General features: G+C 46.9%; 19 protein-coding genes and 1 pseudogene. 2 read left to right on the forward strand and 18 right to left on the reverse strand.

Features of this window, described 5'->3' with window-relative positions; all coding sequences use genetic code 11:
* Positions 1-113 precede the first annotated feature (113 nt).
* The 13 genes from LPA02S_RS06120 to LPA02S_RS06180 all read right to left on the reverse strand — a co-directional run bounded on the left by LPA02S_RS06120 (position 114) and on the right by LPA02S_RS06180 (position 13,267).
* Positions 114-1,262 (reverse strand): glycosyltransferase, encoded by a 1,149-nt coding sequence (locus LPA02S_RS06120; RefSeq protein ID WP_056956143.1) that lies wholly within the window; start codon positions 1,260-1,262, stop codon positions 114-116.
* A 34-nt stretch (positions 1,263-1,296) separates the two neighbouring features.
* Positions 1,297-2,709, reverse strand: a complete 1,413-nt coding sequence (gene wzx, locus LPA02S_RS06125) for an O-unit flippase-like protein (RefSeq protein WP_056956144.1) — start codon at positions 2,707-2,709, stop codon at positions 1,297-1,299.
* Positions 2,709-3,674: a glycosyltransferase family 2 protein gene (locus LPA02S_RS06130; RefSeq protein ID WP_056956145.1), complete on the reverse strand. Its 966-nt coding sequence runs from the start codon at positions 3,672-3,674 to the stop codon at positions 2,709-2,711. Before LPA02S_RS06130 ends, wzx begins: the two co-directional genes overlap by 1 nt.
* Positions 3,675-3,688: 14 nt before the next feature.
* Entirely contained in the window at positions 3,689-4,789 is a 1,101-nt protein-coding gene (locus LPA02S_RS06135) for an EpsG family protein (RefSeq protein WP_056956146.1), read from the reverse strand.
* A gap of 26 nt (positions 4,790-4,815) precedes the next feature.
* Positions 4,816-5,784 carry a DUF6625 family protein gene (locus LPA02S_RS06140; RefSeq protein WP_056956147.1) on the reverse strand — a complete coding sequence of 323 codons (969 nt, stop codon included), beginning with the start codon at positions 5,782-5,784 and terminating at the stop codon, positions 4,816-4,818.
* Positions 5,785-5,786: 2 nt separating this feature from the next.
* The gene (locus tag LPA02S_RS06145; protein WP_056956148.1) at positions 5,787-6,851 is read right to left on the reverse strand and encodes a glycosyltransferase family 2 protein; all 1,065 of its coding nucleotides are present in this window, start codon (positions 6,849-6,851) and stop codon (positions 5,787-5,789) included.
* A gap of 28 nt (positions 6,852-6,879) precedes the next feature.
* Complete coding sequence (locus LPA02S_RS06150; RefSeq protein ID WP_056956149.1) at positions 6,880-7,545, reverse strand: sugar transferase; 666 nt, start codon at positions 7,543-7,545, stop codon at positions 6,880-6,882.
* Between the two features lie 149 nt (positions 7,546-7,694).
* Positions 7,695-8,447: a CpsD/CapB family tyrosine-protein kinase gene (locus LPA02S_RS06155; RefSeq protein WP_054650367.1), complete on the reverse strand. Its 753-nt coding sequence runs from the start codon at positions 8,445-8,447 to the stop codon at positions 7,695-7,697.
* Between the two features lie 15 nt (positions 8,448-8,462).
* A complete protein-coding gene (locus LPA02S_RS06160; RefSeq protein ID WP_082405393.1) occupies positions 8,463-9,434 on the reverse strand; it encodes a YveK family protein in 972 nt (323 codons plus the stop codon).
* A 446-nt stretch (positions 9,435-9,880) separates the two neighbouring features.
* Positions 9,881-10,897, reverse strand: a complete 1,017-nt coding sequence (trpS, locus tag LPA02S_RS06165) for a tryptophan--tRNA ligase (RefSeq protein ID WP_056956150.1) — start codon at positions 10,895-10,897, stop codon at positions 9,881-9,883.
* Between the two features lie 208 nt (positions 10,898-11,105).
* Positions 11,106-11,807 (reverse strand): Panacea domain-containing protein, encoded by a 702-nt coding sequence (locus LPA02S_RS06170; protein WP_054650365.1) that lies wholly within the window; start codon positions 11,805-11,807, stop codon positions 11,106-11,108.
* A 1-nt stretch (position 11,808) separates the two neighbouring features.
* Positions 11,809-12,411: a nucleotidyltransferase family protein gene (locus LPA02S_RS06175; RefSeq protein WP_054650363.1), complete on the reverse strand. Its 603-nt coding sequence runs from the start codon at positions 12,409-12,411 to the stop codon at positions 11,809-11,811.
* Positions 12,412-12,628: 217 nt separating this feature from the next.
* The gene (locus LPA02S_RS06180; protein ID WP_054650360.1) at positions 12,629-13,267 is read right to left on the reverse strand and encodes a hypothetical protein; all 639 of its coding nucleotides are present in this window, start codon (positions 13,265-13,267) and stop codon (positions 12,629-12,631) included.
* Between the two features lie 285 nt (positions 13,268-13,552).
* Between LPA02S_RS06180 and LPA02S_RS06185 the strand changes: the two genes are divergently transcribed.
* Together LPA02S_RS06185 and LPA02S_RS06190 are read left to right on the forward strand one after the other, a co-directional pair.
* Positions 13,553-13,726: a type II toxin-antitoxin system HicA family toxin gene (locus LPA02S_RS06185; protein WP_225354980.1), complete on the forward strand. Its 174-nt coding sequence runs from the start codon at positions 13,553-13,555 to the stop codon at positions 13,724-13,726.
* Positions 13,727-13,760: 34 nt separating this feature from the next.
* On the forward strand, positions 13,761-14,141 hold the full coding sequence (locus LPA02S_RS06190) for a type II toxin-antitoxin system HicB family antitoxin (RefSeq protein WP_056956151.1): 381 nt from the start codon (positions 13,761-13,763) through the stop codon (positions 14,139-14,141).
* Positions 14,142-14,291: 150 nt separating this feature from the next.
* Here LPA02S_RS06190 and LPA02S_RS06195 read toward each other — a convergent pair whose 3' ends face one another.
* From LPA02S_RS06195 to LPA02S_RS06210, 5 genes and pseudogenes are all read right to left on the reverse strand, one after another.
* On the reverse strand, positions 14,292-15,437 hold the full coding sequence (locus LPA02S_RS06195; RefSeq protein WP_056956152.1) for a glycerate kinase family protein: 1,146 nt from the start codon (positions 15,435-15,437) through the stop codon (positions 14,292-14,294).
* Positions 15,438-15,449: 12 nt separating this feature from the next.
* On the reverse strand, positions 15,450-16,745 hold the full coding sequence (locus LPA02S_RS06200) for a GntP family permease (protein WP_054650356.1): 1,296 nt from the start codon (positions 16,743-16,745) through the stop codon (positions 15,450-15,452).
* Positions 16,746-16,902: 157 nt separating this feature from the next.
* Positions 16,903-17,177 (reverse strand): annotated as a pseudogene (locus tag LPA02S_RS11935) (type II toxin-antitoxin system RelE/ParE family toxin).
* Positions 17,167-17,502, reverse strand: coding sequence for a hypothetical protein (locus LPA02S_RS06205; RefSeq protein WP_056956153.1), 336 nt, complete (start codon positions 17,500-17,502; stop codon positions 17,167-17,169). Before LPA02S_RS06205 ends, LPA02S_RS11935 begins: the two are co-directional and overlap by 11 nt.
* Positions 17,503-17,626: 124 nt before the next feature.
* Positions 17,627-18,145 (reverse strand): hypothetical protein, encoded by a 519-nt coding sequence (locus tag LPA02S_RS06210; protein WP_054650352.1) that lies wholly within the window; start codon positions 18,143-18,145, stop codon positions 17,627-17,629.
* Between the last annotated feature and the right edge of the window lie 383 nt (positions 18,146-18,528).

The raw sequence follows: 18,528 nt of genomic DNA on the forward strand, positions 1-18,528 counted from the left end.
CGCCTTAGTCGCCGGCAGGAAACGAGTACCCAAACCCGCAGCGGGAATAATTGCTTTACGAACTCTTTGCATTATGATCATTCAACTCCTTTGAAATATAATGTAATGCGGTTCTATACCAAATTCAAAGCTCGATGATATTCATGAGTCATAATGGTATCAACGGTTTCCTGAGAAAATTTATTAACTTGTGTCCTGTTAAATTGAGAAATCCTCAGTAACTTTTCTCTGTCATTTTTCAAACAATCAATGGCACTTGCGAATCCCATATAGTCATCAGAATCAAAAACAAGCCCTGTCAGTCCATCTATCGAATAGTCACTAATTCCACCTATGTTAGTTGTTAAAAGCGGAAGCCCAGTAGCCATTTCTTCTATACCGGCTAACCCCAGTCCCTCACGCTTTGAAGGAAAAGCAGCGATATCTGCCATGGCATAAAAGGGAGTGGGATCAGAATGATAACCAGCAAAAATTACTTGTTTTTCTAACCCATTTTCTTTAACAAGCAAGCGTAGATGCTTTTCAAGCCTTCCTTTACCAACGATAATGTAATATATATCAGAACTGTTTAGGCTGGCTAAAGCTCGTATGATTACTTGTTGATTTTTCCGTTCTGATAATTCCCCACAACTAACGATCACAAATGCATTTTGAGGTATTCCATACTTTGATCGCAAACTAGTATTATGTTGAACCTTATTCAATCGTCTAACATCTACTCCTACCCCAGGGAGATAAAGATGATGCTTTGCGTGAAAGCTAGATGCGATTCTATCGTCATCGTGATTGATAGTTATTATGCAATCTGTGAACTTGGAAAGCATTCTTTCAATTGGGTAAAAAATTAGCCAATTTTTAATTGGTCCACCTTTGTAAAAGTGGAACCCGTGAGCAGTGTAAATTACCGGGACGCCGTGCTTGCGCCCGACCAATCGCCCAAACACTCCGCCAAGTGGTGACTGACAGTGAATCAGATCAAATTGATAGTCGTTCATGAGCCGGTTTAGCTGACGCCAGACGTTTATATTAGATGAAATCGACCCTGCCCCTCTTGAGAAATCGATTTGATGAACGTGGACACCCTTTTTTTTCATGACATTAGTAAAATCATGAAGTGCTACTTCACTCATCGTATTAAGAGGACTTGTAAAGTTAGCCGCAATATGGACTTCAACGTCCATGTTCAGTAAAATATCTATATTTCTATGATTAAATTGGGCTATCATTTGACCCATGTGCGCAATTATCAAAACTCGCTTCATTGAATATACTCTCCAAAATTTCAAAAGTTTCGAACTATTTCGTTAATCTAATACCCGAATTAAGCATTAGTTTAAAAAAATCGGTCAATTTGATGCCAATTTTATTGATAAAAAACATTGGCCACTTCCAATTGTTATAAACAAGCTGACAGACAACAGCAACAACAACAAAAATCTCAGCATTTCCCCCGCTTAATGATAATGAAATTGGTGAGATCAACAGGAAGATAACAGAAGTAATGACGAACGATTTCATGTACGGAATTTCGTTCATATCCGCGATATATGCAGCAAAGGAGGATTGTAAATAGAACAGAAAATAGTACAACATCAACATAGAAAAGAGCGCCAAGGAAGGCGTACTAGAGTGCTTGAAAAAATGAAGTACGGGAAATACAGCAAAATACACTACAAACGAACCTATTATCGTTGTCAGTGTATAAAGCTTAGTAGTTCGGGCAACGGAAATCCCCATTCCTTCAAAGTCGCGTTTAACAAAGGCCGACTGCACGTATGGATGAACAGCATTCGAAACAGCGTTAGCTCCCACTGTCAAAGAACTAGCAAATTGAACGCCAAGCGAATAAACGCCAACCTGACCAAGAGGCATAAAAGCCCCTGCAATCAATGATGTTCCTTGAGTAACTACATAATTTGACAAGCTTACCAACCCATCTCTCCATGAGTTTGGCCATATAGTAAGTAAAACCGACTTAATTTCATTAATCTCGATTTTACGTTTAAGCGCAATTATGTTTGCCTTGATTCTTTTATCTGAGAAGAAAAATGCACGACAAAATTGACGATAACTAATTCCATAAAAAAGTAATCCTAGTACCGGAGCGATAAATCCAGCATGAAAAATAAGTAGTATGATAGTTACCGAAAGCTGAATTGTTCTTGCAAGAACCATAGATTTGTTAACTTCAACAATTTTTCCGGTACCCCGCAATAACGCTGACATATACCCATAATATAAATTGATAAACATTGAGCAACAAAAAACCACCCAGGAGGCATAATACCATTCTCCACTCAACGTGGGAAAAACTACTCTGGAAACATAAACGGTTCCTAATATAGCGATTAATAAGGTTGCTAGCACGGATAAAAGCATGTAAATGTATCTTGCCGATGCAATGATACGCCCTAACAGGAAGAAATTAGTTCCCTTGTCACCACTAACTTCGTTGGCTCCCTTTCTTAAAAGCGTTTGTGCACCTGACCAAACATATGCAATGTTCCGTGCAAAACTAGGGTCAAATCCAAAATCAAACAAAGAAACCAAACCATTTATACTAAGTAATATGTACCAAAACCCTATCTCCTGGGTGTTTAAATACTTAAAAATAAAGGGTAGTATTAGAAAATTACTGGACATAGAAACTGCAGTTCCAATGTATGTCCACAAAATTTTCTTTGTACTTGTACTCATTCCGTCTGACATTAGCGTCTCCAACTCCCAATTGTTTGACGTGCTCGAAAAATCAAAAATGTGGTTATTAGTTTTCGCCCTTCAATCAATCCAAGAAGTATTCGATCATTTCGTCCAAGAGACTGCTGGGCCTCCTCGTGAAAGCCCCTAGCACGATCGGAAATAATATAAAACATTTTTTTAAATTCTTGATAATCAAAAGTGTAGTTATTTAGAGCAAGTTTCGAATTTCTGATAAACATGAATGCCCTTACGCCATTATTGTTTGGTGCCATTTCAATGGCGACTGTTAATATATTATCTAACTTATCCCAAATGTTCTCCACAACACTTCGCGAAATTGTGCCTTCAACAATATTATTTATATACGAATTTGTTCTTATGAAATTTAATGAGCGAGCAATTTTAAGATAATCGAGAACAAACAGTGTATCCTCCCCATAGTCGGTTTCGGCAAAACAAATGTCATGAGTTTGAATTAGTTTATTATTAAAGAGTTTAGCCCAGGGAACCGACAGAAAAGCAAAGTATTCTTGAGAAAAAATAACATCGTCTCTCTGAGACATCCCGCTAACAAAACTCTCGGTAAAATCATTTATGGTTCTCTTCCCCATTTTCTGAGTAACGTAAGTTGACACTACCAAATCGGCCCGCTTTGCATTTAATAGTTGAAATATAAAAGATTCATCCACGCTATCGTCCGCATCCACAAATATAACATATTCGCCCTTAGATTCTTGAAGTCCTCGATTTCTCGCAGATGAAACTCCTAGATTTTCCTGAACAAATACTCTAAATCGCTCGTCTTTTTCGGAAATTGACATTATTTTTTCAACAGACTTGTCCGTTGACCCGTCATCAATAACCAATATCTCCAAATTGGTATATGACTGGTTTTGAATGCTCTGTAAACATCGCGTTATATACTTATCCTTGTTAAAAACAGGAACTATAACAGTTACTAGGGACGTTTTCAATAATTCTCTCTCTTTCATTTAAGAAAAATATTGTTAGTAAATATAGGGGCAACAAGTTCATTGAACCCCAGTGAAGAAGAAGTTATATAGTCCATCACTAGGAAAGATACAATCGACATCGTAAACTGAGCCGTAGTTAAGACTAGTGACGCTACGACAACTTGGTTTTTCTTGGGAGCTCTTATAGAATTTCCGACAGCGATAGCATTGAAAACTATCACCGTACGGTAAATACGTGTGAAAACCGGATTAAATGTATATAAAGGTACAAATATTAAAGCCCAAATATTGAGTTGCCAAACGTATGACAAAAATTTACTTTCAGAATTACGCTTATAGAGTAACCAAACGATCATCATCTGCGCGACCTGCCAGACTACCCAAAATGCATAATGCGTCCATGAACTTGTTTGCGCCAACACTGAAAAATACAGTTCCAACTTATCCGTCATTCCCTGAATTGAAATGTGCTGTAACATAATAGGTATCAAACTACGCCCTGCAGTCCCAATTACCAACATGATAATTGCGATCTTTAGACGGTTTCTTTTTTTTATTAAAAAGAAAACCGGTATTGATAGATATACCAAAACTCCTGAATGAAATTGCACCGCCAGCAAACATAATAATACGAAAGCTGCATTTCGTTTAAAACTGTGCGGTTGCTTATATAACATTGCAACGGCAAAAATAATTATTGCCATTGCAGGATACCATCTTTTCTGTATAACGTTGTCAAATATAGGGAAAATTAACAAAAAGGCTGTGGATAGCGCCGGACGCTCCGCGTATCTGAGAATGACCCATCCCATCAGGACGGTAGCCGCTAAAGCCAAGATTCCATTAAAAGCTATATAGTTCAGTCCGGCATCCCTCCATGTTGTTGCCAAAAAACTGAAGACCCCATTTGTTACCGAAATGCCGTTTATACTGTGAGTGTCGGCAGTCAAAAAAATGTTAGAGTTATCAATATAGTCTGCGCCACCGGAATTACCACTTGACAAAACAATAATCCAAGCCAGCTGCAAGATCGCAAAAAATTTACTTTTTGGAAAGATAATGCCTAATAAAATTAATAGGACGGTAATTGTAATCCCTAAACTAACAATATTCATAGCAACCTCAAGTTTGCAACAAGCTTCTATCTATCTCTGTAGTGTTTATTCAGGGCTCGCATGGTTTTATCAAATAGATTATACGAACGCAATTTAAAATAATGAAGGTTGAAATGTCGACTTTTTATTTTATCAAAATTTTTACTGGTAACTTTGTCAAATTCAAGGTTTTCAAACGAGTTCGGTATTATTTTAAAGCGTTCATTGTGACCAGAAATATCATTCTTCATATCCCTAGACTGCATATGAATATACATATACTCCTTGCACTGAGGACCATCGTGATCTGAATACCATTCTAACAGTCGACCATCATCCCACTCAAAAAAGCCTTTAATAACTGGACCAACAGAGTATTTATGATTGTCTCCAAGAGAAGTAATTCGAAAATATGAGGATTTCGTGTATATATTAGCCATCTGTCTCAACGGCAAAATACTTAATCCTTCCTCTGCAAAGATATTGTTGATGCTTTTATCATATTCTTCATCAAATGATTCATTTTGATCGTCCTCAAGAACTTGCTTATACCTTTCAGTTCCGTTTAACTTTGACATAAACAACCTATTTACTGATTTTGAATTCCGAACAAATGTGCAATGACCTAAATCGCCAATTTTATCAAATTTATCGAATTCTTGATCAGCTACAAAATCAGAAATACGTCCCCATATAACATCCACATCGCAGTATCCCCAAAATGGATAATCAACTAAATAATCCTCGAATATATAGCCGTACATAGGCTTCAAATCACAGAGTTTGTATGGGCTGGACAAGTTTACTTTAAACGTAAACTTACTCTGAACTCTTTCCTTGACCTGATTGAACGTGCTTTTAACAACCCTAACATTGTCAGGAACATCATAGTTGAAATCGCTATCAGTTATAAATAGCCAGTCAAAATCAGGATTTTTTTTACAGGAGTTTAAGAACAATTGGAAGTAATTTTTAAATTGCCCGAAATATGGAACTATAAAACACGCTTTTTTCATGACTATTTCACCTTGTTTTTAAACCGTTCACCAAGCCTAACAAAAGAATATACAAACAACACATTTTTAAATTTGGCCATTGTATAAAACAAATACCAAAAAAAGGAAAGATTTTCCATTGGTAATTGGTGCAATGCCGAGACTATCGCATCATCATTGAGAACTTTTTTAAGGTAAATTATTTTATTTCTAAAGCTAAGGTTAGAACTACAAATATTCCTTGATAAATTAAGAACATTGACGGCCAATCGATTCGACGCAGCCTCTCTAAATTCTTGCGGCAAGGACCTTTTAACAACAAGATCATCCATGACAGACTCAAGAGTAATCCAAGAATCTAACATTTGCGGCCTGAACGAATGGACTAACGATTGTTCGTTCTGCTTGAAATAATGATAAAACGTCTTTTCGGTATAAATAGCACGGTCACTTTCTAGAACGAACTGAATGTTGTACAGTAAGTCTTCAGAACCAACCTCGTCAATGTTTCTAAACGATAGTCGCCTTGCTATGTCACCTTTATAGAGCTTTCCCCAAACTGAAGAAATATCATCCAAACGGGCCGGATGCTTTAAATTAGTTCCGACGGGGCCAAACAATTTTAATAGTATTTGCGTAGATAAACTACTACCAGAAAGCACTCTGTCCGGAACTAAATTAAAAGTGTTAATAAACGAGCCCTTTCCACTCTCTCGAACAAAAGGCGCAATTACCAAATCCGCCTGACCTACTATCTGAGAATGTGCTAAAACCGCCAAATAATCCTCTGAGAGCCAATCATCACTATCCATAAAGATAATATATTCACCAGTCGCATGCTCGAGGCCTCGATTTCGCGCCGAAGAAACCCCTGAATTTTCCTGCTGAAACAATTGCACACGAGAATCAATTTGCAAATATTTTTGACAAATGTCATAAGAATCATCTGTCGATCCATCATCAATCAGAATCAACTGTAGACGTTCATACTTTTGATTTAAAACACTGGACAAGGTTCTATTAAGATATTTGCTTGCATTGTACACCGGAACGATAACACTTATTAATTTTGGGGCTCCCTTCAACATGTAATTTTCTCCCAGATAAATTCTCCTGTCATTGAACTTTCTTTAGCCCCTTGTCTGAACGAGAAATGTTAACAATTTCCCTCATACCGTGATCCTCAATATTTTTAACCTGCCTACCTTCACGAATACCGACGCTCAGAAGGACATACCAAAAACTCTTAAAGGCAATAATACTGTCCAATACAAGAGAAATTTTATTAGCATAGTACGCATCGTATGTTGCCTTCTGTGTAGGTGAAAGACTATCTCGCCCGTTAACCTGAGCCATACCAGTCAGCCCCGGCAGAACCCGATCCGCTCCGTTTTCATGTCGCATTTCAATTAGTTCTGTCTCAGTCAATACTACGGGTCGTGGGCCAATGATACTCATGTCACCCTTCAACACGTTAATAAACTGTGGTAGCTCATCGATGCTGGTCTTGCGGCAAACACCACCAACGTGGGTAATTTTATCCTTGGCATTATCCAACTCTGCAGTCGCTGTATTGTGTGGGGCGTCCTCCCGCATTGTCCTAAACTTATAAATCCGGAACGGCTTACCATCCTTACCCATTCTCTGTTGACGGAAAAAAGCTGGGCCTTTAGAATCCAACTTAATCAAAATTGCCACCACAGCAAACGGAATTGCTAAAATGACTAACGCCACTGCCGAAACAATAATATCGAACAGCCTCTTAATGAAGTGTTGATACATAAAGCTCCCTCCTCCGAGATACATAATCCAAAACCAACTCAACCCAAACTGTAATTGCCTTTTCAGCTTTTCTACGGCCCCAGCCGCATCAACCGTGCCTTACGCCGACCTATCCCGCCAACGCCATTCTTAAACCAACGGCAAAAGCGCTACTTAGCGCCCTCGCTCCCGTAGCCATACCCATAGCCGTAACCATAGCCATACCCACGGTCCCCATGCTTCGAGTGCACGCGTTCAACCACGCCCAACACCTTAGCATGTGCCATCTTCAGCACCTCAACCGTGCGTTCGAGGTCGCCCTTGAGCGTGTGTTCCATCCGGACTACCAGGACGACACCGTCAGTTTGCGGTACCAGCACCTGCACGTCCGAAACGGCCAGTACTGGCGGCACGTCCAGCACCACCATGTCGTAGTGCTCGCGTGCCCAAGCCAGCAGGTCCGCCATCCGCTGTGAGTTCAGCAGCTCGGATGGGTTTGGCGGCACGGGGCCAGCGTTCATCACGCTGAGGTTCGGCACGAAGGTTTCCTTCGCCGCATCCCCCACCTTGATGTTGCCCGCCAACACGTTCGTCAACCCGTCCGTGTTCAGCATGTCGAACGTCGCGTGCACCGTCGGCCGGCGCAAGTCCGCGTCAATCAACAGCACCCGCTTGCCGGACTGTGCCCAAGCAACGGCGACGTTGTTCGAGACCGTCGACTTACCTTCGGAGATCGCCGCCGAGGTGAACATTACCACCTGTAGCTGGTCCAAAGCCGCGCCTGCGAACTCGATGTTCGTCCGGACCGTCCGGAATTGTTCCGACACCACGTGCTTCGGGTCCGCGTACGTGACCAAGCGCACGCCCTGCGTCTGGGAGGTCATATCTTCTTTGTAGCGCTTATGGAAAAATGGAATCCGCATCGTCTATGTCCTCCCCTAAATCCGCCGGTTGCCTGAGTGCCGTGAACGCGACAGTGATTCCCGTGACAAATCACCGTCGTCACTCGTAGCTGCAACAGTTGATGACCCGCGGGGCGTCATACGTCCCTCACTAATTACTCGAGTGCCTTCCTCTTTAGCCGCCTGGATGTCCTTCATCTTGTGCACGTAGTTAACGATGCCCAAGTTAGTCAGGCCCAGTTCGCCTGTGATGAAGTCAAGGCTCTTAACTGTCCGGTCCGTCGCTTCGCGAATGAAGCCCCAGGCAAACCCAATGACAATGCCAAGAACAACCCCAATCACAACCATTAACTTCAAGTTGGGTGATGTAGGCGTGTAGTTGGCCGTAGCTTTAGACATGACCGTGACATTCTTGACGTTCATAATCTTGCTAATTTTATCCTTGAACACCTGAGCAATGCCGTTGGCAATATCCCGTGCCTGCGTGGCGCTCGTGTTCTGTACGTTGACCGTGAAAAGCTGTGAATTGGTCTCGTTAGTGACCGTCACCATTCCGGTCAAATCAGCTCCCGTAAGATTCTGGTACTTAGCTGGCACCAGCTTGTACTGCGCTGGCTTGGCCTTAGTCTTCACGTAGCTCGTGTATGTGTCAGAGTATGAATCATACTTCTTACCGTAGACCGCCTTGGTGGCCTTTTGGGTCTGCACCTTTTGCGGCTCGGTCAGGTTCTTCGCCACAGTATCCAAAATGGTTGGGCTGGTGATGATTCCCTTATATGTAGTAATCACCTGAACATCCGCCTGTTGTGCAGTGTACTGCGTGTTGGCGTCCGAGTTGCTGTCGCGACGGTTAACCAGCATCGTTGTTGATGCAGTGTACTTCGGCGTAATCAGCGTCTTTGCACCGATATATGCCACTAGCCCGCCCACAATTGCCAGCACGATCATTGGCACGATACTGCGCTTAATGATGGCCCACAGGCGCGTTAGATCAATTGCATTATCCATATCGTTTTCTTCCCACCTAAACTTCGACTATTAATTAATGTTGCGTCTTTGCAAAAATGCACAGACTTTTACCCTTACTTTAACTTTTCTTGCCATTATTAAATCATACATTCCAGCCCATGACCATACAGTTAGCAGCGTATAACAGTACGCCCGCCGCTAGCCTAATATCCCTGTGAATTATATGGTTACACGGGTATAATTCAGGAAACCGCTAACACCGCCATTGCTAGTGGCTACTGGTCTATACGCCTACAAAATAGCGGCACGTGTCGGACCCACTAATGGTTGCTTATCCGTAATATTAAATAACCGTTACAATTTACTGCGTACCCGCACACCATTTTGCGTACCTGCAATTGGAACCCACTAAAAACGGCGTCCAGCATAAACTGGGCGCCGTTGTGCTTGTGAAATTTGTGCACTTTTGTCAGTTTTAAAGAACATCAGTCAAAGTAATTAACCCCAATTGCACGACGAACTTCCGCCAGCGTTTGGTTAGCCACTTCATTGGCCCGGGCAGAGCCCGCCTGTAGCATCGCCGCCACGGCGTCCATGTTCTGCGCGTACTGCAGACGCCGAGTGCGGATCGGCTCCAGCACGGCCTCCATGACGTCAATCAAGTAACGCTTGATCTTCACATCACCAAGTCCGCCATGACGGTACTGATCCTTCAGCTCCTGAATCTTAGCCGTGTCGGTACCAAAGATGTCCAGGTAAGTGAACACCACGTTACCCTCAACCTGACCTGGATCCTCCACGTGAATGTGGTTCGGATCGGTGTACATGCTCATAATCTTACTTTTGACGGTATCCGCATCGTCGCTGAGGTAAATGCCGTTGTTGAGCGACTTGCTCATCTTTGCATTACCGTCCACGCCAGGCAGGCGGCCCTTACCCTTCGGTGGGAAGTACCCCTCTGGTTCCACCAGCGTGTCGGTGTTGTAGACGCGGTTGAACGTCCGCACGATTTCGCGCGTTTGTTCCAGCATCGGTTCCTGGTCATCCCCCACGGGCACCGTGTCTGCTTTGAACGCCGTAATGTCCGCCGCCTGGCTCACCGGATAAATCAGGAAGCCGGCCGGCACGGATTCACCAAAGGCCTTCTGCTGAATTTCAGCCTTAACGGTGGGGTTGCGGTTCAGCCGCGCCACCGTCACCAGGTCCAGGTAGTACATCGTCAGCTCGTTCAGGGCCGGGATCTGCGACTGCACCAGAATGGTGGACTTGGCCGGATCAATCCCCACGGCGAGGTAGTCCAGGGCCACCTGCAGCAACGAGTGGCGAATCTTCTCGGGGTCCCGCGCGTTGTCGGTGAGAGCCTGCATGTCGGCAATCATAATGAAGTTTTCGTAATCGCCGGAGTTTTGCAGCTCGACGCGGTTACGCAGCGAACCAACGTAGTGACCAATGTGCAAGCGGCCGGTTGGACGGTCGCCGGTAAGGATGACTTTCTTTGACATTTGGGTAAACACTCCTCTGTTTTTGCTAACAATGGTAAGTATAGCATTAATTATTACAAATATGGTTGTCAAGGAACACATAGTAAGTAGCTACTGTAGCCCCATATAGCAGTAAAAATATGTACCTTAAAGTTTTTCGTTAGACCACCACAAATTTGCTATTTTGACACAAAAAAAGAGGAGCACGCCCCTCTGGCTACTACGTTTATTACGCTATTTGTTCATTCCGGTGCAGCCTCAAAATGCTGTCATCCGTAATTGGTGTACCTGCACCATGCGCATACGCCACACTCCACGGTGTATCACGGCTGCGGGAGAATTGCCCCACTTTGTTTTCTCGCGTCCACGTCAGAACACGCTCAATCACGGCCGGCAACGTCTGTTCCATTTTGCTGCCAAGTAATTTTGTGTCAAAGTCAAAGCCGTCCCGATACTCGTCGTATGCCCGATTTATTTTCGCCACCGACGCTTCAAACGGCCCATGCTCATTGGCGATAAAGTTGGCGCTAAACGGTACAAAGCTATATTCAACTAAAAATGTCGCATATATATAGTACAAAACGTGTTGTACTTGCTCATCGTCCACGTCAAGATCTGCCACTAGATGATGCGCAACGTCCAGTGCGGTCAAGCTACGCGCGTCGCTAACCAAGTTCACAAACTCATCAATATCATCGATAAAGGTAAATTGCTCAAAGTAAGGATCGAGTTGCACTACCGACGTCAGTGTATCTTCATCTGCCGGCACAAATTGCCAGCTAACCACATCCGGCACGCCTGCATTCTGAAGTCGTAACAGAACGTCATCACGATACTCAGCGGCCTGTGCATCAGTAGTAGCCACAAGGTGAAGCGCTAACTGCTCACGCCCAGTACCGTTCAGTGCAATTAAGTGTGTATAGCTCGTCATGTCACTCATCCTTTCTTTGCTCATGGCGGTCGTGGGCCGCATAGTTGGTCTCGGCATCGTTAAAATCCCAAAGTTGAATTTCCCATGGGAAGTGCCGGTTGTTGTCTTCAATGTACACATGCAGTGCGTGATACGTATCGTCATCGCGAATATATACACGGCTAACCAAAGAACCCAAGTCATTCTTGAAGTGCTCCGCCCATTCCTGCTCGCACTCGCGTAATCCGTGCACGATGAGGCGTGCTCCCAGTAGATCGTTAATTCCCTTTTTGACCGCAAATCCTTGATCCCGGCGACCATACCACGCAATTTTACGCTGCAAGGAGCGCTCGTATTTTGTGCGGTAATTGAACTGAAGAGTATCGTTTTTGACTGGCAAACCCAAAGCTTCAATCCAGTTATATCCCGAAAGCCTTCTTACATACATTAATGTATCACGTAACTCTGCGGTACCATGCCGTAAATTTTTAACTTCGGTGCGCTTAACGTTAAATTCAGAAACTGCACCCGGCCCGTACACAAACTCAGTAAACGCTGCATATGCAGCTAACACTCTTTCTACAAACGGGCTAAACTCCTCAAATCTCTCCCTACATGTTAACATCGCTGCACCCCCAAACACTTTGATGCCGTTAGAATAACACGTACAAGGTGCATCATCAACGCAATTAATTATAGTAATGCGTTAACTATATGCCAGTTTTAAGCAATAACTGCATTAATCGCTTCCCACAATAAATAACACGTGTGTACAGTCTAACCCGTCAAAAAAGTGGCCGCTCCCGACTCACCGTCAGTCACGCCCACTCAATCAAACGTATTTACTTGCTACTGGAACTACTACTCGTCGCGGGACTGGTCGACTTGGTATTCAGGTACTTGCCGATCGTCTTGAACCACTCGTCCGTCGTACCCATGTCGCGCAACTTATACGTACCTTTGTACGTCTTAGTCTTGCCGCTCTTCTTGATGGTGTACACGAACTTCCCAGAGTACTGGTTCCGCTTTGCGCCGTACGTTTCCACCTGCTTAGTGCTGGTGTACGGCTTGAAATCGTACTTGAAGTTCTTCCCGGTAATCGTAATCTGGTTACCGTTCAGCTTGTAGCTCTCATCGTACTGCTTAGCCGTCGCCGCCTGCACCTTCCGGAGGTACGACTTGTTGATGTAGTAGAAGTAATTCAGGTCCATGAAGGCTACCTGCTTTTTGTCGTACTTACCAAAGGCGAAGACCTCGCTCTGCGCGTTGCTCGATTTGCCGTCCACGGCCAGCGTCACCAAGTACACGTGATCCGCGAACTTAGCCTTGGCGTTGTGTTGCCGCCAACCAAAGAAGCCCGCGATTGCCGCCACGACGACGACCACCGCAACGACGCTCGTCCAAACCTTGCGCGCCTTGCTCCACGGCCGCTTTGTCGACTGGGCCGCCTGTTGCGACCCTTCCTGCTTATCCTGTGCCATGAGAACCCCCACCGTTTTATCGTAATTTTGTCACTGGTATCTAATATACCGCACCAGGCGGCTAGTGGCTAGTGACGGCAGCGATTCTTAATAAGTGACTGCAAAGCAAAGTTGTGATGCAGTCAACTAACGAATTAATGCGCAGTCTCTAGATGTCACTATTAGCCAAAGATAGCTAATTACAACAACCACCCATCATGATTGCTTCAATACACATAAAGTGTGTATAATTTAGTGGGTGGCACAAACATCTGGAGGATGCTCATGCCGCTAAAGCCCCATCAAATGGTGCGTATTCTACGTCAGCATGGTTTCTACGTAAAATCGCAAAACGGGTCTTCACACCTAAAAATGTATAACCCCATCACCAACGTCACGGTGATTATCCCCATACACGCTAAAGAGCTTGGTAAGGGGATCCAAAACGCAATATTTAAAGAGGCCGGCATTAACCGCTAGCCCGATTCCAACGACATTAAGGAGGACTCAACTCATGCAAGAAACAGTCATCTACCCAGTGATTCTACACAAAGACGGCCAGTTCACCCTGGTCACAATTCCCGACCTGCCCGGCGGCTTCACGCAGGGCGATGACGAACTCGACGCCATCCACATGGCGCAGGATGCCATCGGTAACCTGCTGGCCGACCAAGCGACCTATCCGCCGGCATCAACCCCTGAGCAACTAACGGTTCCTGCTGATGATCGGTTGGTGTACGTGGCTACGGATCTGGCGGCATTCCGACGTAAATATACGCACACGGTTCGCCGCAACATTACTCTACCCGCATACCTGAACGAACTCGCCAAGCAACGGGGAATCAATGTGTCGGCAGTGGCTACCGCGGCGCTGAGTGCCAAGCTGGAACAGTAACTGCAAAACTAAACTCTAATTTACCGTAACAATCACAATTTCACTTCAATTAGGAATCGACTGGTGTGACCTATAATGCAAAAACGCCGTTAACGTTCCGTGCACCCCACCGGATGCCACCACGTTAACGGCGTTTTAATATTCCCAAATTTATCCCCGCAGCGCCGCAATCATCCGCGCCACGTTTTCCGCGGTTTGGGCGACGTCGTGCGCGCCGTCCGCAATCGCCTGCGGCAGCGGCTTGGCGCCCGCCACCGTGCAGAAGATGGCGTCAATGGCGTCGCGCCGGTACAGCACGTCCACGCCTTTGCCCACGTTACCTGCCAGCACCACCACCGGTGCGTGCGGCGCCACGGACTTCGTCGCCTGCGCCACACCGTACGGGGTCTTGCCGTACTGCGTCTGAAAATCGATGCCACCCTCGCCCGTGAAGACAAAGTCGGCGTCGGCAGCCTGCTGCTTCAGGCCGCTGTACTCCACCACGATGTCGATCCCGTGTGCCATCGTTGCGTGGGTGAACGCCATCAGTCCGGCGCCCAGGCCACCAGCCGCCCCCGCGCCCGGTGCCTGGGCCAAATCCGGTCCCATCTGGGCGTGGATTACGTCGGCGTAGTGGCCCAAAGCCGCGTCGAGTGTGGCCACCATGTCCGGCGTGGCGCCCTTCTGCGGGCCAAACACCGCCGAGGCGCCGGTGTCCCCCACCAGTGGGTTCGTCACGTCCGACGCAATGAGCAGCTCGACATCCGCCAGCCGCGGATCACGCTCACTGACGTCAACCGTCGCCAGGTTGGCTAGCGCTGCGCCACCATACGGCAACTCCTGTCCCCGTGCATCACGCAGGTGTATGCCAATGGCCTGGGCCATCCCCGCACCCCCATCATTCGTCGCGCTACCGCCGATACCGAGGATGATTTTCGACACACCTTTACCCAAAGCCGCGCGGATCAACTCACCGGTGCCGTACGTCGTCGTCACCAGCGGGTTATGCGTCGTGTCGTCCACAAACTGTATGCCGCTCGCTGCCGCCATCTCGATAACGGCGGTTTTTCCGTCACCCAGCAGACCGTACGTCGCCGTCACTGGGTCGCCTAATGGCCCGGTGACGGTCGCGGTCAGCAGTTGCCCGTCCGTCGCGTCAACCAGCGACTGCACGGTTCCCTCGCCGCCATCAGCCATGGGCACCAGCGCGTACTCGGCGTCGGGGAAGACGCGCCGAATTCCGGTCGCCATTGCGGTGGCGGCCTCCTTGGCGGTCAGGCCACCTTTGAATGAATCTGGAGCGATTACAAATTTCATGGTTGCCTCCGCTTAGAATATGCCGTAAATCAAAGTCGCGGTGATCACCGCCGCACCCCCGACCAACGACTCGTACAGAATGCCCTTCGACCGTTCGCTAATCGTCATGCGCATCGCGTTGGCGGTCACGTGGAAGTAATTCCCGTGCGGCAGGTGGTCGCAAACAATCGCGCCGGTGTGCATCATGGCCGCACCCGCCAGCGGGCTAATGCCAAAGCCAAGGACGGCCTTACTGAAGGAGCCGGTCGCCAGAATAACCCCGGTCGACGTTGAAGCCGTTGCGCCAGCCATCAGGATCCCCGCAATCGGGGCGAGGAAGACGCCGGACACCCCGGACGCCTTAATCAGGTGAATCAGCTGCGTCGGCAGGTCGGACGTGGTGATAACCGCACCAATCGCGCCAGCACCAATCAGAATCAACACGACGTCGGTCATGCGGTTCATCCCCGCCTGCGCGTAGCTCATCAACTTTGAACCCTGGCGCATCGCCAGCGCGCCCACGATGGCGGCAATCGGCAGCACGTACATCGCGTCCAAGCTGAACTTAGTCAGGACGTCGATGTGCAGGATTGAGCCAATGGGGTTGAGCAGCAACAATACAATCGCCAACACCGGCGTCACGAGCGCGGTGCCCAGCGACGGCAACGCCGTGGGGTGCGCCTTACTGGTGAGGCTTTCGAGGTCGCGTTCCAGGACGGCGGAGCCCCGGCGTTTAAGCAAAGTTGCTAGGATCACCGTCACGATAAGCGCCACAACTGCCGGAATGAAGTCGGCAATCATGACCTGACTCAACTCAACGTTGAATCCCTTCGCTGCCGCGATGGTGTTCGGGTTGGGCGAGATGATGTTACCAGCTTTGCCCCCGCCGGACAACGCAACGAGCAACGCCAGCTTGGAGATGTGCATCCGCTGGCCCACTTCCAGGGCGATTGGCGCAACGATTAGCACGGCGACCGGGATGAAGACCCCCACGGCGGTGATCACCATGGTGGCCAAAGCCAGTGCGAGGATGGCCAGCCGGTCGCCCATCTTGGTAACGATGGCCCGCGCCAAAGTATCGGCGGCCCCGGACTCCATCATGACGCCGGCCAACATGCCGGCCGCCAGGACGCGGAGGACGGTGCCCATCACACTTTGGCCACCCTGAATCAGGATGTCAATCGTCTGGGTCAGGTTCGCCCCGCCCAGCAGGCAGCCGATAACGGCGCCCAGCAACAGGGCATACACGGGATTGAGGTGCTTCAAAATTAAAATAATGGCTACGGCTAAACCAATCAGGGCCGCCCACCAGGTAAGAACTAACGACATAATTATTGCACTCCCAATTTTTGATTATGTAGAATCACACAATCACTAATTGTAGTGTAACTAGCTTGTGAAAACAGTAGTTTGCTGAAAATATCTGGAGAAAAGTAGCCTAGTGGAACGAATTTTCGTTGGTAGTGGGCGGAAAGGGTAGCAAGCGCTACTGCAAATGCTTCAATTGCTGATAAAAATTCTCGTGTGTACCAATCATCACGATACTGACCATTTCATCAGTCCTAACGATGTATGCAATGCGATATTCTACCCGCACATAATGCAATGTGTACACGCGGTATCCGACAGATCACCAACCTTTGGTACACCAACTTCAGGATCTTCAGCGATTTCTTTGTAAATTGCGTCGACGATCAACGTTTGTAATCGTTGATCCTTTAATTTGCGTAAATACCGTTTAACCCGTCGACTAATGGTCACCTGATAAGCCAATTAAATTTTCCAACTCCTCGCGCGTCATCGCGGGGTCGTCCACACTTTGTGCCATTTTGTGGAATGCACCCTTGATTGCATGTTTACGTTTTTTAAATTCAGACAATAAATCCGCCCCCTCCAAGCCCTCGTTGATTAGGTCGGCCAAAATATCACTGGAGAAGTCAAAGAAGTCATCTTCCTCCTCCACAAAGCGGTACAGGATACCATCATCGGTGCGTTCTGGTCGCATTTTGGCCCCTTCCTCAACGTGAAAATCCTTAGGAATCGTCAGGGTTAAAGAGTTTCCTTGTTTACGTGCCTTTGTAATCATTTTTCGCCCTCCGTAATTACTTAGTAATCATATTATACCACGTTGCATCCCCCCGTTCTCCCTGATATAGATTTCGCAATTCCATCAAAAAAGGCCGCACACCGGCGGCCTTTTTTCGGTACATTTATTGCACAATCTTCATTAACGTGACAGCAACCGAACTACCGCCAGACGACAACGTTCCGGTGAGCTGATTCCCATCAATTTTGGTGCCCGTGATTTTGAACGCCACGGCGTTACCATCATAGAGGGTAATGGTGGAGTTGTTCTTGATGGAGTAAGTATTCCGCTTGCCACCCTGAACCTGCTTCTTCAGCTGGGACTTGAAGTTTGGCTGGGCAACAACCTTCTCGAGCTTCTTCTGGCTGGTAGAACCCACGGCCCCGTAGCCGGACTTTTTATCGCCAAAGTACATGTAGGAAGTTGAACGGGCGCCGCTCTTACCCGTCATGGTGAGGCGAAAAACGTTGTCCGGCATGAACCCGTCCAACTTTGGCCGGGTAAGTTTATAGATGGTGCCACCAAAGAGGGCCACAACGAGCAGAATGGCACAGATGGCCTTGTAGTGGCGGACCCAGAAGTTCTTGCTCTTTTTAGGATCACCCTGAGCGGGCGGTGTTGGTTGACCTGGTTGTTGCTGCATAATTAAACTTCCTTTGCTTATACGGCGAGCGCTAGTGCCCGCCAGAGATTAATTGCTGACGCTTACATATGGCATCCATTGTACCACACGCACTTTGCTGTTGGGGCTGTGCCGGCAAAGTGGCGGTGGGGTTGCGGCTTACGTGCCCTCCGCCCCACCACCACTTTGCCGGCACCCGCTAGTTCGAGATACACAATCCATCATTAAAGTGGCAGATACATGAAAGTCAACATTTAATACGCCCTAACAAGTGGTATGTACAAGCGACGGTCAATCCAGTGACTTCGGCCATCACTATGCCGAAAAACCCATGGAAATCCCTATAGGTGTAGATACCGCGCCTAGGGATTTAATTGCCCCGGTAGCGGGCGGCCGCGTCGGGC

Origin of the sequence: Lacticaseibacillus pantheris DSM 15945 = JCM 12539 = NBRC 106106 (genome assembly GCF_001591865.1) — a bacterium.
In the GTDB taxonomy this organism is placed as follows: domain Bacteria; phylum Bacillota; class Bacilli; order Lactobacillales; family Lactobacillaceae; genus Lacticaseibacillus; species Lacticaseibacillus pantheris.

Bases quoted from the DNA above. Each gene is read 5' to 3' on its own strand.
- LPA02S_RS06210 (WP_054650352.1), bottom strand. From the start codon at position 18,145: ATGCAGCAACAACCAGGTCAACCAACACCGCCCGCTCAGGGTGATCCT.
- LPA02S_RS06170 (WP_054650365.1), bottom strand. From the start codon at position 11,807: ATGACGAGCTATACACACTTAATTGCACTGAACGGTACTGGGCGTGAG.
- LPA02S_RS06185 (WP_225354980.1), top strand. From the start codon at position 13,553: ATGGTGCGTATTCTACGTCAGCATGGTTTCTACGTAAAATCGCAAAAC.
- LPA02S_RS06120 (WP_056956143.1), bottom strand. From the start codon at position 1,262: ATGAAGCGAGTTTTGATAATTGCGCACATGGGTCAAATGATAGCCCAA.
- LPA02S_RS06155 (WP_054650367.1), bottom strand. From the start codon at position 8,447: ATGCGGATTCCATTTTTCCATAAGCGCTACAAAGAAGATATGACCTCC.
- LPA02S_RS06150 (WP_056956149.1), bottom strand. From the start codon at position 7,545: ATGTATCAACACTTCATTAAGAGGCTGTTCGATATTATTGTTTCGGCA.
- LPA02S_RS06175 (WP_054650363.1), bottom strand. From the start codon at position 12,411: ATGTTAACATGTAGGGAGAGATTTGAGGAGTTTAGCCCGTTTGTAGAA.
- LPA02S_RS06195 (WP_056956152.1), bottom strand. From the start codon at position 15,437: ATGAAATTTGTAATCGCTCCAGATTCATTCAAAGGTGGCCTGACCGCC.
- trpS (WP_056956150.1), bottom strand. From the start codon at position 10,897: ATGTCAAAGAAAGTCATCCTTACCGGCGACCGTCCAACCGGCCGCTTG.
- LPA02S_RS06200 (WP_054650356.1), bottom strand. From the start codon at position 16,745: ATGTCGTTAGTTCTTACCTGGTGGGCGGCCCTGATTGGTTTAGCCGTA.
- LPA02S_RS06160 (WP_082405393.1), bottom strand. From the start codon at position 9,434: ATGGATAATGCAATTGATCTAACGCGCCTGTGGGCCATCATTAAGCGC.
- LPA02S_RS06190 (WP_056956151.1), top strand. From the start codon at position 13,761: ATGCAAGAAACAGTCATCTACCCAGTGATTCTACACAAAGACGGCCAG.
- LPA02S_RS06145 (WP_056956148.1), bottom strand. From the start codon at position 6,851: ATGTTGAAGGGAGCCCCAAAATTAATAAGTGTTATCGTTCCGGTGTAC.
- wzx (WP_056956144.1), bottom strand. From the start codon at position 2,709: ATGTCAGACGGAATGAGTACAAGTACAAAGAAAATTTTGTGGACATAC.
- LPA02S_RS06140 (WP_056956147.1), bottom strand. From the start codon at position 5,784: ATGAAAAAAGCGTGTTTTATAGTTCCATATTTCGGGCAATTTAAAAAT.
- LPA02S_RS06180 (WP_054650360.1), bottom strand. From the start codon at position 13,267: ATGGCACAGGATAAGCAGGAAGGGTCGCAACAGGCGGCCCAGTCGACA.
- LPA02S_RS06205 (WP_056956153.1), bottom strand. From the start codon at position 17,502: ATGATTACAAAGGCACGTAAACAAGGAAACTCTTTAACCCTGACGATT.
- LPA02S_RS06135 (WP_056956146.1), bottom strand. From the start codon at position 4,789: ATGAATATTGTTAGTTTAGGGATTACAATTACCGTCCTATTAATTTTA.